The 14,644-nt window shown below is 71.5% G+C and carries 12 protein-coding genes; 1 reads left to right on the top strand and 11 read right to left on the bottom strand.

The genetic code is table 11. The features are described 5' to 3' along the window. Window positions 1-13: 13 nt before the first annotated feature. The 11 genes from pgi to uvrC form a co-directional block, all read right to left on the bottom strand. A complete protein-coding gene (gene pgi, locus GHR20_RS27205; protein WP_153814663.1) occupies window positions 14-1,705 on the bottom strand; it encodes a glucose-6-phosphate isomerase in 1,692 nt (563 codons plus the stop codon). 52 nt (window positions 1,706-1,757) lie between these two features. Next, complete coding sequence (locus GHR20_RS27200) at window positions 1,758-3,026, bottom strand: MFS transporter (RefSeq protein ID WP_153814662.1); 1,269 nt, start codon at window positions 3,024-3,026, stop codon at window positions 1,758-1,760. 198 nt (window positions 3,027-3,224) lie between these two features. Continuing rightward, window positions 3,225-3,560, bottom strand: coding sequence for an RNA polymerase-binding protein RbpA (locus GHR20_RS27195; protein WP_003957010.1), 336 nt, complete (start codon window positions 3,558-3,560; stop codon window positions 3,225-3,227). Window positions 3,561-3,770: 210 nt separating this feature from the next. Continuing rightward, complete coding sequence (secG, locus tag GHR20_RS27190; RefSeq protein ID WP_111582519.1) at window positions 3,771-4,007, bottom strand: preprotein translocase subunit SecG; 237 nt, start codon at window positions 4,005-4,007, stop codon at window positions 3,771-3,773. 119 nt (window positions 4,008-4,126) lie between these two features. Beyond that, window positions 4,127-4,903: a triose-phosphate isomerase gene (gene tpiA / locus GHR20_RS27185; RefSeq protein WP_153814661.1), complete on the bottom strand. Its 777-nt coding sequence runs from the start codon at window positions 4,901-4,903 to the stop codon at window positions 4,127-4,129. 6 nt (window positions 4,904-4,909) lie between these two features. After that, window positions 4,910-6,121 carry a phosphoglycerate kinase gene (locus GHR20_RS27180; protein ID WP_153814660.1) on the bottom strand — a complete coding sequence of 404 codons (1,212 nt, stop codon included), beginning with the start codon at window positions 6,119-6,121 and terminating at the stop codon, window positions 4,910-4,912. Window positions 6,122-6,266: 145 nt separating this feature from the next. Next, window positions 6,267-7,274, bottom strand: a complete 1,008-nt coding sequence (gene gap / locus GHR20_RS27175) for a type I glyceraldehyde-3-phosphate dehydrogenase (protein WP_111582516.1) — start codon at window positions 7,272-7,274, stop codon at window positions 6,267-6,269. 413 nt (window positions 7,275-7,687) lie between these two features. Further along, window positions 7,688-8,677: a DNA-binding protein WhiA gene (gene whiA / locus GHR20_RS27170; protein ID WP_111582515.1), complete on the bottom strand. Its 990-nt coding sequence runs from the start codon at window positions 8,675-8,677 to the stop codon at window positions 7,688-7,690. After that, complete coding sequence (gene yvcK, locus GHR20_RS27165) at window positions 8,668-9,759, bottom strand: uridine diphosphate-N-acetylglucosamine-binding protein YvcK (RefSeq protein ID WP_111582514.1); 1,092 nt, start codon at window positions 9,757-9,759, stop codon at window positions 8,668-8,670. Before yvcK ends, whiA begins: the two co-directional genes overlap by 10 nt. Further along, window positions 9,756-10,781 (bottom strand): RNase adapter RapZ, encoded by a 1,026-nt coding sequence (gene rapZ, locus GHR20_RS27160; protein ID WP_111582513.1) that lies wholly within the window; start codon window positions 10,779-10,781, stop codon window positions 9,756-9,758. Before rapZ ends, yvcK begins: the two co-directional genes overlap by 4 nt. Continuing rightward, a complete protein-coding gene (gene uvrC, locus GHR20_RS27155; RefSeq protein WP_153814659.1) occupies window positions 10,778-13,306 on the bottom strand; it encodes an excinuclease ABC subunit UvrC in 2,529 nt (842 codons plus the stop codon). The genes rapZ and uvrC overlap by 4 nt, the downstream gene beginning before the upstream one ends. Window positions 13,307-13,672: 366 nt before the next feature. Here uvrC and GHR20_RS27150 point away from each other — a divergent pair, with 366 nt between their 5' ends. Continuing rightward, window positions 13,673-14,623 (top strand): hypothetical protein, encoded by a 951-nt coding sequence (locus GHR20_RS27150; RefSeq protein ID WP_153814658.1) that lies wholly within the window; start codon window positions 13,673-13,675, stop codon window positions 14,621-14,623. Window positions 14,624-14,644 lie beyond the last annotated feature (21 nt).

The raw sequence follows: 14,644 nt of genomic DNA, 5'->3' as shown, positions 1-14,644 counted from the left end.
CTCCCCGCTCCGGTCAGCCGCGGCCGCGCAGCTCCCGGTACGTGGCGACCAGCGCCGTGGTGGAGGGGTCGAGGCCGGGGACGTCCGCGCCGTCGGTGAGGGCGGGTTCGACGCGTTTGGCGAGGACCTTGCCCAGCTCCACGCCCCACTGGTCGAAGGAGTCGATGTCCCACACCGCGCCCTGGACGAACACCTTGTGCTCGTACAGCGCGATCAGCTGGCCCAGCACGGACGGGGTCAGCTCGGCGGCGAGGATCGTCGTGGTCGGGTGGTCGCCGCGGAAGGTGCGGTGCGCCACCTGCTCCTCGGGCACGCCCTCCGCGCGGACCTCCTCGGCGCTCTTGCCGAACGCCAGCGCCTGGGTCTGGGCGAAGAAGTTCGCCATCAGCAGGTCGTGCTGCGCCTTGAGTTCACCGCTCAGCTCGCCGATGGGGCGGGCGAAGCCGATGAAGTCGGCGGGGATCAGCTTGGTGCCCTGGTGGATCAACTGGTAGTACGCGTGCTGCCCGTTGGTGCCCGGCGTGCCCCACACCACGGGACCCGTCTGCCACTCCACCCGGCGTCCCTGGCGGTCCACGGACTTGCCGTTGGACTCCATGTCCAGCTGCTGGAGGTAGGCGGTGAACCTGGACAGGTAGTGGCTGTAGGGCAGTACGGCGTGCGACTGGGCGTCGTGGAAGTTGCCGTACCAGATGCCCAGCAGGCCCAGCAGCAGCGGGGCGTTGGCCTCGGCGGGCGCGGTGCGGAAGTGCTCGTCGACCAGGTGGAAGCCGTCCAGCATCTCCCGGAAACGGTCCGGCCCGATGGCGATCATCAGGGAGAGACCGATCGCGGAGTCGTACGAGTAACGGCCCCCGACCCAGTCCCAGAACTCGAACATGTTGTCCGGGTCGATACCGAACTCGGTGACCTTCTCCGCGTTGGTCGACAGCGCCACGAAATGCTTCGCGACGGCCTTGTCTCCCCCGCTCCCGGCTTCGCTCGGGCGGGAGGTGCCCCCACCGTCGAACGCATCGAGCAGCCACGAACGCGCGGACGTCGCGTTGGTGATCGTCTCGATCGTCGTGAACGTCTTGGACGCCACGATGAACAGCGTCTCGGCCGGGTCGAGATCGCGGGTGGCCTCGTGCAGGTCGGCGCCGTCCACGTTCGACACGAAGCGCACGGTCAGGTCCCGGTCGGCGAAGGCGCGCAGCGCCTCGTACGCCATCGCGGGACCGAGGTCGGAGCCGCCGATGCCGATGTTGACGACATGACGGATCCGCCTGCCCGTATGGCCCGTCCAAGCGCCGGAGCGCACCCGGCCGGCGAAGCCGGCCATCTTGTCGAGGACGGCGTGCACCTGGGGCACCACGTTCTCGCCGTCGACCTCGATCACCGCGTCCCGGGGCGCGCGCAGCGCGGTGTGCAGCACCGCCCGGCCCTCGGTGACGTTGATCTTCTCGCCGCGGAACATGGCGTCCCGCAGCCCGAACACGTCGGTGGCCGCGGCCAGCTCGCGCAGCAGCCGCAGTGTCTCGCCGGTGACCAGGTGCTTGCCGTAGTCGATGTGGAGATCGCCGACCCGCAGCGTGTAGCCGGTGCCGCGCTCGGGGTCGGTGGCGAACAGATCCCTCAGATGGGTGTCGGCCAGCTCCTCCCGGTGTTCCGCGAGGGCGGTCCACTCGGGCAACTGGTCGAGCCTGGTACGGCCGTCTGCGTTCATTTCCGACTTCCGCCTTCTTTCGTGCCTGTCCCAGTGCTTCCAACCTAATTGATCACCCGGGGGCGCGAGCCGTGGTGACGCCGTCCCGCGGCGCCGGGACGGACGCGTCCGGCCGGGCGGCCGGTATGAGTGCGACGACGGAGAGGACGAAGAAGGCGGCCGCGAGCAGGGCCGGCGTGCCCCGGCCCCAGGCGGTGGCCACCGCGCCGCCGAGCAGGGCGCCCAGCGGGGCCCCGGCGACGCTCAGGGTGCGGAAGGCGGAGCTGACCCGGCCGAGGGCGCCGGCGGGGCTGCGCTGCTGCATCAGGGTGGTGCTGTTGACGTTCCACAGCATCCCCATGAACCCGAAGGCCGCCATGGCCGCCACCAGGGCGGTCAGGCGCGGCACCGAGCCCATGACGACGAGCGCCGCGGTCTGTGCCGTACCGGCGAGCAGGACGGTGCGCACCGGGCCGAGCGCGGCGGTGAGCCGCCGGTTCACCGCGCCCCCGGCCAGGCCGCCGACGGTGTACGCGGTGGTGGCGGCCGCGTAGCCGGCGGTGCCCGCGTGCAGCCAGCCGGTCACGAGCACGACCAGGGTGGCGATCAGGGCGCCCATGCCGATGTTGCACAGGGCCGTGGCGGCGCACAGTCCGCGCAGCGGCCGGTCCCGCCACAGGGTGCGCACTCCGGCGGCGATCTCCCGGCGCAGGGTGCTGCCCGCCGGTCTCGGGGCCCGCTCGGGGGCCCCGGTGCGCAGGGAGGCGACCAGCGCGGCGGCCGCCAGGAAGGTGCCCGCGTCGGCCAGGAAGGGCGCGGCGGCCCCGGCGGCGAGCAGCACCGGCACGACGGGGGCCCCGAACAGCCCGCCCGCGATCGTCTGCCCGGTCATCAGCCGGGCGTTGGCGCTGCCGAGGGCCTCGGGGCCGACCAGGGCGGGCAGCAGGGCGGTGGCGGCGTTGTCGAAGAGGGTCTGAAGCGTGGTCAGGGTGAAGGCCAGCGCGACGAGCAGCGCGATCGAGGCGTGTCCGAGGGCGACGGCCACCGCGAAGGCGGCGACCAGCACTCCTCGTACCGTGTCCACGGTCCACATGGCGCGCCGTTGGTCGACCCGGTCGGCGATGGCCCCGCCGCACAACCCGAAGAGGATCCAGGGCAGATAGCCGCAGGCGGCCACGGTGGCGATGAGCAGGGGCCGGTCGGTCAGCGAGGCGGCGAGCAGCGGCAGCGCGGCGATGCGCAGCGCGTCGCCGAAGCGGGACAGCACGGCGGCGCTCCACAGCCGTCCGAAACCCCCGCGCCACACGGGCGCCCGCGTCTGGCCCGCCGCCACCGTCGTCACAACTCCCCCTCGCGGTCGTCGCCTTCACGAGAACCGTAGAGGGTGCCACTGACAATCGATCGGGAGCGAGCGGCGGATACGGCTCCGGCCAGGCACCCGAGGGTGCCCGGCCGGGCTCAATGTCCAGGGTCTTCCGTGTGGATCAGGCCGGATCAGGCACCAGGGCCCGCGAGCCCGGCAAGATCCGAACGAGAGGCCCTAGATCTCGCCGCGCAGTTTGGCGAGTGCCTCGGCGAGGATCGCCTCGCCGTCCGCGTCGCTGCGCCGCTCCCGCACATACGCGAGGTGCGTCTTGTACGGCTCGGTGCGCGGCGGGTCCGGCGGGTTGTCCCGGTCCTGGCCGGCCGGAAAGCCACAGCGCGGGCAGTCCCAGGTGTCGGGGACCTGTGCGTCGCTGGCGAAACTCGGCTGGGTCTCGTGCCCGTTGGAGCACCAGAAGGAGATGCGCAGCCGCGGTGCGGACTCGCCGCGCTCGGCCTCGCCCATCGGCCCCGCCCCGACCCGGCTTCCTCGGATCGCGTTGCCACTTGCCACGGTCGTAACTCCCTGCGTGATGGTGCCGCGAAGCGAGTCGGCGTACCGCTTCGCCGCGAGCGCCTCAGTCTACGTAAGGCCCAACGCGCGTCCAGTGATGGGAGTTACCGCCCCCGCACGCAGACGCAAGCCCCATGATAGGCCGCGCTCGGGAGCGCGTACCGAACATGGGGCTCAACGTACGGAATGAGTGTGCCTGGAAGGCCGGGATCAGCTGTTCGTCTTCATCAGGATGCCGAGGACCACGATGCACGTGATCCACAGCAGGCCGATCACGACGGTGATCCGGTCGAGGTTGCGCTCGGCGACCGAGGAGCCGCCGACGGAGGACTGCATGCCGCCGCCGAACATGTCGGAGAGGCCGCCGCCCTTTCCCTTGTGCATCAGCACCAGCAGCATCAGCAGCAGGCTGAAGACGATCAGGGCGATCGAGAACCCCAAAACCACGGCTGGACCAACTTCCTCGGATTCGGATGGACGACGGGGGCACAGCACCTGGGCCGTGCCCCCGCAAGAGTACGACGTATCGCGGCTACCGCCTACTCATGGACGGCACAGCCGCCCCGTCACTGATCGCGGAAGCGGACGATCTTGACGAACTCGTCGGTGTCCAGCGAGGCGCCGCCGACCAGGGCGCCGTCGATGTCGGCCTTGGCCATGATCTCGGCGACATTGCCCGACTTCACGGAGCCGCCGTACTGGATGCGGACCTGGTCGGCCACGTCCTGGGAGTACAGCTCGGCGATCTTGGCGCGGATGGCGGCGCAGACCTCTTGGGCGTCGTCGGCGCCGCAGACCTTGCCGGTGCCGATGGCCCACACCGGCTCGTAGGCGATCACGATCGTCTCGGCCTGCTCGGCCGGGAGGTCCTTCAGACCGCCCTCGACCTGGGCGAGGGTGTGGGCGACGTGGTTGCCCGCCTCGCGGACGGACAGTTCCTCGCCGACGCACAGGATCGGGGTCAGGCCGTGCTTGTAGGCGGCCTTGACCTTGGCGTTGACGATCTCGTCGGTCTCGGCGTGGTACTGGCGGCGCTCGGAGTGGCCGATGACCACGTAGGCACACTTCAGCTTGGACAGCATCGGGCCGGAGATCTCGCCGGTGTAGGCACCGGAGTCGTGCTGCGAGATGTCCTGGGCGCCGTACTTGATCTTGAGCTTGTCGCCGTCGACCAGGGTCTGTACGGAGCGCAGGTCGGTGAAGGGCGGCAGGACGGCGACCTCGACGGCCTCGTAGTCCTTGTCGGCCAGGGCGAAAGCGAGCTTCTGGACGTGGGCGATGGCCTCGAGGTGGTTGAGGTTCATCTTCCAGTTGCCCGCCATCAGCGGCGTGCGGGTGGTCATACGGGGTCAGTCCTCCAGTGCGGCGAGACCGGGAAGCGTCTTGCCCTCGAGGTATTCGAGGGAGGCGCCGCCACCGGTCGAGATGTGGCCGAATGCGTTCTCGTCGAAGCCGAGCGTGCGCACGGCCGCGGCGGAGTCACCGCCGCCGACGACGGTGAAACCGTTCGAGTCTACGAGCGCCCGGGCGACCGCCTTGGTGCCCTCGGCGTAGTCCGGGTGCTCGAAGACACCCATGGGGCCGTTCCAGAACACGGTCCGGGCGTCGGCGAGCTTCGAGGCGTACAGCTCCCGGGTCTTCGGGCCGATGTCCAGGCCCTCCTGGTCGGCGGGGATCTTGTCCGCGTCGACGGTGTTGTACTGGCTCGGCGCCTTGGTCTTCAGGTCCGGGAACTCCCGGGAGACCAGGACGTCGACGGGGAGCAGCAGTTCCACGCCGAGCTTCTCGGCGCGTTCCATGTACTCGGTGACGGCCGGGACCTGGTCCTCCTGGAGGAGGGAGATGCCGACCTCGTAGCCCTTGGCCTTCAGGAAGGTGTAGGCCATGCCGCCGCCGATGAGCAGCCGGTCGGCCTTGCCGAGCAGCTGGTCGATGACGGCGAGCTTGTCGGAGACCTTGGCGCCGCCGAGCGCGACGACATAGGGGCGCTCGACGTCCTCGGTGAGCTTCTTCAGGACGCCGACCTCGGTGGCGATGAGGTAGCCGGCGTAGTGCGGCAGCCGGGCCGGGAGGTCGTAGACGGAGGCGTGCTTGCGGTGCACGGCGCCGAAGCCGTCGCCGACGTACACGTCGGCGAGGGCGGCCAGCCGGTCCGCGAACTCGCCGCGCTCGGCGTCGTCCTTGGCGGTCTCCCCGGGGTTGAAACGCAGGTTCTCGATGACAGCGACCTGGCCGGGCTCGAGGCCGTCGACGGCGTCGTGGGCGGCGGGGCCGACCGTGTCGTCCGCGAAGGCGACCGGGGCGCCGAGCAGTTCACCGAGGCGCTCGGCGGCGGGCAGCAGCGAGAAGGCGGGGTCCGGGGCGCCCTTGGGGCGGCCCAGGTGCGAGGCGACGATCACCTTGGCGCCCGCTCCGGCGAGCGCCTTGACGGTGGGCAGCACGGCGCGGATGCGGCCGTCGTCGGTGATCGTCCCGTCGGCCAGCGGCACATTGAGGTCGGCGCGGACGAAGACCCGCTTGCCGCTTACGCCGTCGGCGAGAAGTTCGTCGATCGTCTTCATTGAGTGGACTCCTGAGGAGGGCTCGTGGTGCACCTTGATCGTATGAGGACGTGGTCCGTGCGCGAGACAGGGCCCGGTCAGCGCGACGGTGCGCTGGCCGAGCCCTGCTCTCATGTCACGGTCGTACTGCTGCGGTCTTCGGCGATCAGAGCTGGTTGCCGACGAAGACCGTGAGGTCCACGAGACGGTTGGAGTAGCCCCACTCGTTGTCGTACCAGCCGATGACCTTCACGTTCTTGCCCTCCTGGACCATGGTCAGGGAGGAGTCGAAGGTGCAGGACGCCGGGGCGTTGACGATGTCCGAGGAGACGATCGGGTCCTCGGTGTAGTCGAGGAGGCCCTTCAGCTCGCCCTCGGCGGCCTTCTGGAAGGCGGCGTTGACCTCTTCCTTGGTGACCTCGCGGCTGAGCTCGACCACGAGGTCGGTGACGGAGCCGGTCGGGACCGGGACGCGCATGGCCAGGCCGTCCAGCTTGCCCTTGAGCTGCGGCAGGACCAGAGCGGTGGCCTTGGCGGCACCGGTGGTGGTCGGGATGATGTTCTCGGCGGCGGCGCGGGCGCGGCGCAGGTCCTTGTGCGGGAAGTCCAGGATGCGCTGGTCGTTGGTGTACGCGTGCACCGTGGTCATCAGACCCTTGACGATGCCGAAGTTCTCGTCCAGGACCTTCGCCATCGGGGCCACACAGTTGGTGGTGCAGGACGCGTTCGAGATGACGTGGTGGTTGGCCGCCTCGTACTTGTCCTGGTTGACGCCCATCACGATGGTGATGTCCTCGTCCTTGGCCGGAGCCGAGATGAGGACCTTCTTGGCGCCGCCGGCCAGGTGCTTGGCGGCGTCCTCGCGCTTGGTGAAGATGCCGGTCGACTCGATGACGATGTCGACGCCCAGCTCACCCCAGGGGATGTCGGCCGGGTTGCGCTCGGACAGCACCTTGATGGTGTGACCGTCGACGGTGATCGTGTCGGCGGTGTGGGAGACCTCCTGCTTGAGGCGTCCCAGGATCGTGTCGTACTTGAGCAGGTGGGCCGTGGTGGCCGTGTCACCCAGGTCGTTGACAGCCACAACCTCGATGTCCGCACCCTGCTCCAGCAGTGCGCGGAAGTAGTTACGACCGATGCGGCCGAAGCCGTTGATGCCTACGCGGATCGTCACGAACCGATCTCCTCGTTGGTACGCCGACCACGCGAGCCGGCGAGCTCTGTTTGGGATGTCCCCGACCACCACCGACCCTACCTCTCCGCGACCCCCTCGGTGACATCGAGATGACGCATACACGGGCAGGTGTTCCGTACCTGGCAGTAGAGGTACGGACCGTCTCGGATCGGCAGTTGATTCACCCGTTTTTGCTATCGAATGTCGCCCCTTGTTGACGTCGATGTCACTCGTTCGTGAGCGGGTCGGCTCACCTGTTGACTACCCCGATTCCGCACCGTTGATGGGGCCTCCGCTCACCTGTGGTATGAGCACTCCGGTTCACCGGCCGCGGGCATACGAACGCCGGTGCCGAATCCCCTCGAACGGGGTTCGGCACCGGCGTGTCGGTGTCGGTGTCGGTGTGGGCCGGGTCAGCCGACCAGGTTGTCCGCCAGCTCCTCCGACAGATTCGCCTCGGTGCCCGGGATGCCGATGTCCGAGGCGCGCTTGTCGGCCATGGCCAGCAGCCGGCGGATCCGGCCCGCGACCGCGTCCTTGGTCAGCGGCGGGTCGGCGAGCGCGCCCAGCTCCTCCAGCGATGCCTGCTTGTGCTCCATGCGCAGCCGTCCGGCCGCCGCGAGGTGCTCGGGCACCTCCTCGCCGAGGATCTCCAGCGCGCGCTGCACCCGCGCCCCCGCGGCCACCGCCGCACGGGCGGAGCGGCGCAGGTTCGCGTCGTCGAAGTTGGCGAGCCGGTTGGCCGTGGCCCGCACCTCGCGGCGCATCCGGCGCTCCTCCCAGGCCAGCACCGACTCGTGGGCGCCGAGCCGCGTCAACAGCGCGCCGATCGCATCACCGTCCCGGACGACCACGCGGTCCACCCCGCGCACCTCCCGGGCCTTGGCGGCGATCGACAGCCGGCGGGCGGCGCCGACCAGCGCCAGCGCGGCCTCCGGGCCCGGGCAGGTCACCTCCAGGGAGGAGGAGCGGCCGGGCTCGGTCAGCGAGCCGTGCGCGAGGAACGCCCCGCGCCAGGCCGCCTCGGCGTCACAGGTAGCCCCCGAGACCACCTGCGGGGGCAGCCCGCGGATCGGCCGGCCGCGGCCGTCCACCAGGCCCGTCTGCCGGGCGAGTTGGTCCCCGCCCGCGACGACCCGGACGACGTAGCGCGAGCCGCGGCGCAGTCCGCCGGGGGCCATCACGATCAGTTCCGAGCTGTGGCCGAAGATCTCCAGGATGTCCCGCTTGAGGCGGCGGGCCGCCATCGCCGTGTCCAGCTCCGCCTCGATCACGATGCGCCCGCTCACCAGATGCAGGCCGCCGGCGAACCGCAGAATGGCGGAGACCTCCGCCTTCCTGCAGCAGGTCCGGGTGACGGGGAGCCGGGAGATCTCGTCCTTCACCGCTGCCGTCATCGCCATGGGCCGATCCTTCCATGCATCCGAAAAATACGGTCGTACGCGGCGGCCAACAGCTCCGGGTCGTGCCGGGGTGTTCCGTCGGTCCGGGCCACGGGGGCCAGCTCGACCGCGGCTCCCAGCCGCTTGGCGGCTTCGGTGAGCGAGTCGCGGTCGGGCACGGCGGCCTCGTCGGCCAGCACCACGTCCAGGGCGAGTTTAGGGGCGTGTCGCCCCAAAACCTCCAAATGACGCTGCGGGGAGAAGCCGTCGGTTTCCCCCGGCTGCGGAACGAGGTTCAGGGACAGGACCTTGCGGGCCTTGGTCTCGGTCAGGGCGTCCAGCAGCTCGGGCACCAGCAGATGCGGGATCACCGAGGAGAACCAGGAGCCGGGGCCGAGCACCACCCAGTCCGCGTCCAGGACGGCCGCGAGGGCCTCCGGGACGGCCGGCGGGTCGTTCGGCACCAGGTGCACGGACTGCACCTCGCCGGGCGTCAGCGCAACGGTGGCCTGCCCGCGCACGGTGTCGACGGCCTCCGGGTGCTCCAAATCGTGCCCCTTGACCAGGGCCTGGAGCTCCAGCGGCACGGCGGACATGGGCAGCACCCGCCCGTGCGCGCCGAGCAGCTTGCCGACCAGGTCCAGCGCCTGGACGTGATCGCCGAGCTGCTCCCACAGGGCGACGATCAGCAGATTGCCCACCGCGTGGTCGTGCAGATCGCCCTGGGAGTGGAAGCGGTGCTGGATGACGCGGGACCAGGTCTGGCCCCAGTCGTCGTCCCCGCACAGCGCGGCCAGCGCCTTGCGCAGGTCGCCGGGCGGCAGCACGCCCAGTTCGTCGCGCAGCCGGCCGCTGGAGCCGCCGTCGTCGGCCACGGTGACGACGGCGGTGAGATCGCCGGTGATCCGGCGCAGCGCGGCCAGCGAGGCCGACAGGCCCATGCCGCCGCCGAGCGCGACGACCTTGGGCTGTGCGCCCCGGCGGCGGGGCCGACCCCCGCGGGCCTCGACCGGGCGGCCGGCGCGGGTCTCGCCCGGGCGGCCGGAGCGCGCCTCGGGCACCATCCGGCGCAGCCGGCCCAGCCGCGGTGTACGTTCCGTCATTCCCGTCCCATGTCCCGGTGTACGACCACCGTTTCCACACCCTCGGCCGCGAGGCGCGCGGCGAGTTTCTCCGACATCGCGACCGAGCGGTGCTTGCCCCCGGTACAGCCGATCGCGATGGTCACATAGCGCTTGCCCTCGCGCCGGTAGCCGGCCGCGATCAGCCGCAGCAGCTCGGCGTAGCGGTCCAGGAACTCCTTGGCGCCGGGCTGGTTGAAGACATAGGCCGCCACCTCCTCGTTGAGGCCCGTGAAGGGGCGCAGCTCCGGGACCCAGTGCGGGTTGGGCAGGAACCGCATGTCCGCGACGAGGTCGGCGTCGACCGGGAGGCCGTACTTGAACCCGAAGGACATCACGGTGGCCCGCAGTTCGGGCTCCTCCTCGCCGGCGAACTGGGCGTCCATCTTGGCCCGCAGCTCGTGCACGTTGAGGCTGGAGGTGTCGATCACCAGGTCGGCGTCGCCGCGCAGTTCGCGCAGCAGCTCCCGCTCGGCGGCGATGCCGTCCACGATGCGGCCGTCGCCCTGGAGCGGGTGCGGGCGGCGCACCGACTCGAAGCGGCGCACCAGGGCCTCGTCGGAGGACTCCAGGAAGACGATCCGCCGGGTGACGTGCTTGGCCTCCAGGTCCGCCAGGGACTCGCGGAGGTTGTCGAAGAAGCGCCGGCCGCGGACGTCCACCACGACCGCGATCCGCGCCACGTTCCCCTGGGAGCGGGCGCCCAGTTCGACCATGGTGGGGATGAGCGCGGGCGGCAGGTTGTCCACGACGAACCAGCCGAGGTCCTCCAGGCACTTCGCGGCCGTCGAGCGGCCCGCTCCGGACATGCCGGAGATGATCACCAGCTCGGGGATCGCCGCTTCGGGGACCCCGGGTGCCTCGCCGCCCGTACTCACCTGTGCTCCGTTGTCGTCGCCCGTGTCCTGGCCGCTTTCGAGGCCGGGCGGTGGGGCGGTCTCCCCGCCCGGGTCCGCGTGCGCCTGATCTCGGCGCTGTGTGGGCTGTGCGTCGTTCTCGCTCATGTCTCCTGCCCCCGTCGTTCGTCCGAGGGGCCCGCGGTCACGGGCTCCCCCGAGGAACCCGCCGTCGTCTCGGGTTCCTCGTCTTCCATGATCTCTCCGGTCGCCGTGTTCACGGCGGGTGCGGCCGGGGCCGCCTGGGCGAGGGCCGCGGCGATGGTCTCGGCCGTCTTGCGGCCTATCCCGGGCACTTCCTGGATCTGTTCGATTGTGGCGGACCGCAGCCGCTTCACCGAGCCGAAATGCTTGATGAGCGCCTGTTTCCTCGTCTCGCCGAGGCCGGGGACGTCGTCCAGGGGGCCGGCGCGGAAGCGCTTGGCGCGCTTGGTGCGCTGGTAGGTGATCGCGAACCGGTGCGCCTCGTCCCGGACGCGCTGGAGCAGATACAGGCCCTCGCTGGTGCGGGGCAGCACCACGGGGTCGTCCTCGCCGGGCAGCCAGACCTCCTCCAGCCGCTTGGCCAGGCCGCACACCGCGATGTCGTCGATCCCCAGTTCGTCCAGCGCCCGCCGGGCCGCCGCGACCTGCGGCTGACCGCCGTCGACCACGACCAGCTGGGGCGGGTAGGCGAACTTACGGGGGCGGCCGTCGTCGTCCTTGAGGGAGCCGTTCAGAGGGGCGGCGAGGGGGTCGTCGAGCGGGTCGGGCCTGGTGGGATCCGGCCTGGTGGTGGTGAGGGGGCCGGGCCGTGGGGCGGTCTCCGGGGCGGCGGCCACGTGGGGCGCCGTGCCAGCGGGGACGTCGGGGCCCGTGTCGGCGGAAGCGCCGGACTCCGGGGCGGCGGGCACGCCGGGGTCCGTGGTGACGGGGGCCGACGGGGGCACGGTGCCGGTGGGCGTGGCTCCGGCGTCCGTGGACGTGTGCGGGGCGTCTTCCGGCGCGGTGCCGGCGTCGGCGGACGCGGCCCCGGTGGCGGTGGCGGTGGGCACGGGCCTCTCGTCCGTGGGCGGGGCCCCGGCGGGCGTGGGCGCGGCACCCTCGACCGGGAGGGTGATCCCGGCCCCGGCGGGCGCGGCCTCTTCGTCCGGAAGGGTCATCCGGGCGTCGGCGGGCGTGGCTCCCTCGTCGGGGAGCGCGGCCTCGCCGTCGGTGCCCGGCTCCTCGCCGTCGGCCCACTCCCCCGTCCGCTCCTTCTCCGCGAGGTACCGCTTGAAGCGGCGGGTGATCACCTCGTGCATGGAGCGGACGTCGTCCTGCCCGGCGAAGCCCTTGATCTGGAAGCGGCGGTACTCGCCCTTGCGCTGGAGGCCGTCCTCGAAGACGACCATGGAGGCGACCACGTCGTCCCCCTGGAGGTGCGAGATGTCGTAGCACTCGATGCGCAGCGGGGCGCTGTCCAGGTCGAGGGCGTCGGCGATCTCCTCCAGGGCGCGCGAACGGGTGGTGAGGTCGGAGGCGCGCTTGGTCTTGTGCAGGGCGAGCGCCTGCAGCGCGTTGCGCTGCACGGTCTCCATCAGCGCCTTCTTGTCGCCGCGCTGCGGGATGCGCAGCGACACGTTCGCCCCGCGGCGGACGGTCAGCCACTCCTGGACCGGCTCGACCGGCTCGGGCAGCGCCGGGACCAGCACCTCCTTGGGCACGGCGTCGCCGGTCTCCTCGCCGTACAGCTGCTGGAGGGCGTGCTCGACCAGGGCGCCGGTCGTGATCTCCTCGACCTTGTCGGTCACCCAGCCGCGCTGGCCGCGCACCCGGCCGCCGCGTACATGGAAGATCTGCACGGCCGCCTCCAGCTCGTCCTCGGCGACCGCGATGAGGTCGGCGTCGGTCGCGTCGGCGAGCACGACCGCGCTCTTCTCCATGGCCTTCTTCAGGGCCCCGATGTCGTCGCGCAGCCGGGCGGCCCGCTCGTACTCCATGTCCTCGGCCGCCTCCGTCATCTGCTTCTCCAGGCGGCGGAGGTAGGCGCCGGTGCGGCCGGCCATGAAGTCGCAGAACTCCTCGGCCAGGTCCTGGTGGTCCTCGGGGCTGATCCGGCCGACGCAGGGGGCGGAGCACTTGCCGATGTAGCCCAGCAGGCAGGGGCGGCCGGTGCGGGCGGCGTTCTTGAACACACCCGCCGAACAGGTGCGCACCGGGAAGACCCGCAGCAGCAGGTCGACGGTGTCCCGGATGGCCCACGCGTGTCCGTAAGGACCGAAGTACCGCACGCCCTTCTTCTTGTGACCGCGCATCACCTGGACGCGCGGGAACTCCTCGTTCATCGTCACCGCGAGGTACGGGTAGCTCTTGTCGTCGCGGTACTTGACGTTGAACCGGGGGTCGTACTCCTTGATCCAGGAGTACTCCAGCTGCAGCGCCTCGACCTCGGTGGACACCACGGTCCACTCCACGGACGCGGCGGTGGTCACCATGGTCCGGGTGCGCGGGTGCAGGTTCGCCAGATCCTGGAAGTAGTTCGCCAGGCGCTGGCGCAGGCTTTTCGCCTTTCCGACGTAGATCACCCGGCGGTGCTCGTCGCGGAACCTGTACACCCCGGGGGTGTCCGGGATCTCACCCGGCCTGGGGCGGTAGCTGGAGGGATCGGCCATGTCTCACACCCTACTGGCGAGCGCCGACACCGCGTCGGGCCTGTGGATAACCCCGGCCACGCGGCTCGCCGGGCGGCCCCCGCGCGGACCGCCGGAGGGCTTGCCCGCCGCTGCCGGAGGTGGTGCCCGCCGGTGCCCGAGGACCGCCGAGGGGCACGGTCCGGCCAGTAGTACGGGGCGTACGACCCCAAGGTGTTGTCGGGTTCTGGTCAACACGCTTCAATGCGGGGGAACTCGGGGCCGGCCCGCGCAGGAAGGGGCGCGGCGCGCGCGGCCAGGGGCGTCCACGACGCCACGGGGTGGCCCCGCACACCCGCGCAGACGGTCTGACCAGCCGTTGTGACACCGACAGAAAGGCCCCACGGCATGCGGCATGCCCTAGAGCACGCGGACCTCCCCACCGGGGAACTGGACACGGCCCTGCGGGGCGGCCCGTTCCACGTGGCGTTGCGCGCCGCGATCGCCGCGCGCGGGCTGCCGCTCCAGCGCGTCCAGCACCATCTCTCGCGCCATGGTGTCAAAGTCGGTGTGACCAGCCTGAGTTACTGGCAGCAGGGTGCCCGCCGCCCGCAGCGCCCGGAGTCGCTGCGCGCCGTCCGGGCCCTGGAGGAGATCCTCCGGCTGCCGGACGAGTCCCTGATCCGGCTGCTCACCGAGTCCGACCGGCACGGGGAGGCCGACGCCCCGGCGGGCCGCTCGTACCGCTCCCTGGTCGAGGCCGCGGGCGTGCTGGACCGGCTGCGGGCCGAGCTGGACCGGCCGGCCGACAGCGGGCTGCACACCCTGGGCCACCACGAGTGCGTCCGGATCGGCGCCGGGCGGGAGCTGGCGGCCCGCGAGGCCCATCACATCGTGCGCGCCCACCGCGACGGCGTCGACCGCTTCCTGGTCGTCCACCGGGGCGACCCTGGCTGCGCCCCGCACGAGATGAGGGTGCGGGCCCTGGAGAACTGCCGCACGGGCCGGGTCCGCCGGGACCAGGACGCCGGAGTGCTGGTGGCCGAGCTGCTCTTCGACACCCGGCTGCGGGCCGGCGACACCTTCCTCTTCCGGTACGCCGTCGAGGACGGCACGGCCGAAGCCGCGCACGAGTACCTGCACCACTTCGACGCGCCCGGCGGTCAGTACGCGCTCCAGGTGCGCTTCGACGCGGCGGCGCTGCCCGTGCGCTGCCGGCGCTTCACCCAGCACTCGCCGGAGGCCCCGCGCAGCGCCCGGCAGGAACTCCCCGTCACCGGGCCGCACCATTGCGCTCACGTCGTCGAGCCGCGCATCCGGCCGGGCATCGTGGGCATCGCCTGGGACTGGCCCCGGTGAACCCCGGGGCGTGAGGGCGCG

It is taken from the genome of Streptomyces sp. SUK 48, from assembly GCF_009650765.1.
Classification (GTDB): domain Bacteria; phylum Actinomycetota; class Actinomycetes; order Streptomycetales; family Streptomycetaceae; genus Streptomyces.
The sequence above is the reverse complement of the archived record's forward strand: the minus strand, read 5'-3'. Positions and strand labels throughout refer to the sequence as shown.

Excerpts from the sequence above, each read along its gene's own strand:
- tpiA (WP_153814661.1), bottom strand. The coding sequence starts at position 4,903 with ATGACCACCCGCACGCCGCTGATGGCGGGCAACTGGAAGATGAACCTC.
- pgi (WP_153814663.1), bottom strand. The coding sequence starts at position 1,705 with ATGAACGCAGACGGCCGTACCAGGCTCGACCAGTTGCCCGAGTGGACC.
- whiA (WP_111582515.1), bottom strand. The coding sequence starts at position 8,677 with ATGGCGATGACGGCAGCGGTGAAGGACGAGATCTCCCGGCTCCCCGTC.
- GHR20_RS27180 (WP_153814660.1), bottom strand. The coding sequence starts at position 6,121 with ATGAAGACGATCGACGAACTTCTCGCCGACGGCGTAAGCGGCAAGCGG.
- rapZ (WP_111582513.1), bottom strand. The coding sequence starts at position 10,781 with ATGAGCGAGAACGACGCACAGCCCACACAGCGCCGAGATCAGGCGCAC.
- uvrC (WP_153814659.1), bottom strand. The coding sequence starts at position 13,306 with ATGGCCGATCCCTCCAGCTACCGCCCCAGGCCGGGTGAGATCCCGGAC.
- yvcK (WP_111582514.1), bottom strand. The coding sequence starts at position 9,759 with ATGACGGAACGTACACCGCGGCTGGGCCGGCTGCGCCGGATGGTGCCC.
- GHR20_RS27150 (WP_153814658.1), top strand. The coding sequence starts at position 13,673 with ATGCGGCATGCCCTAGAGCACGCGGACCTCCCCACCGGGGAACTGGAC.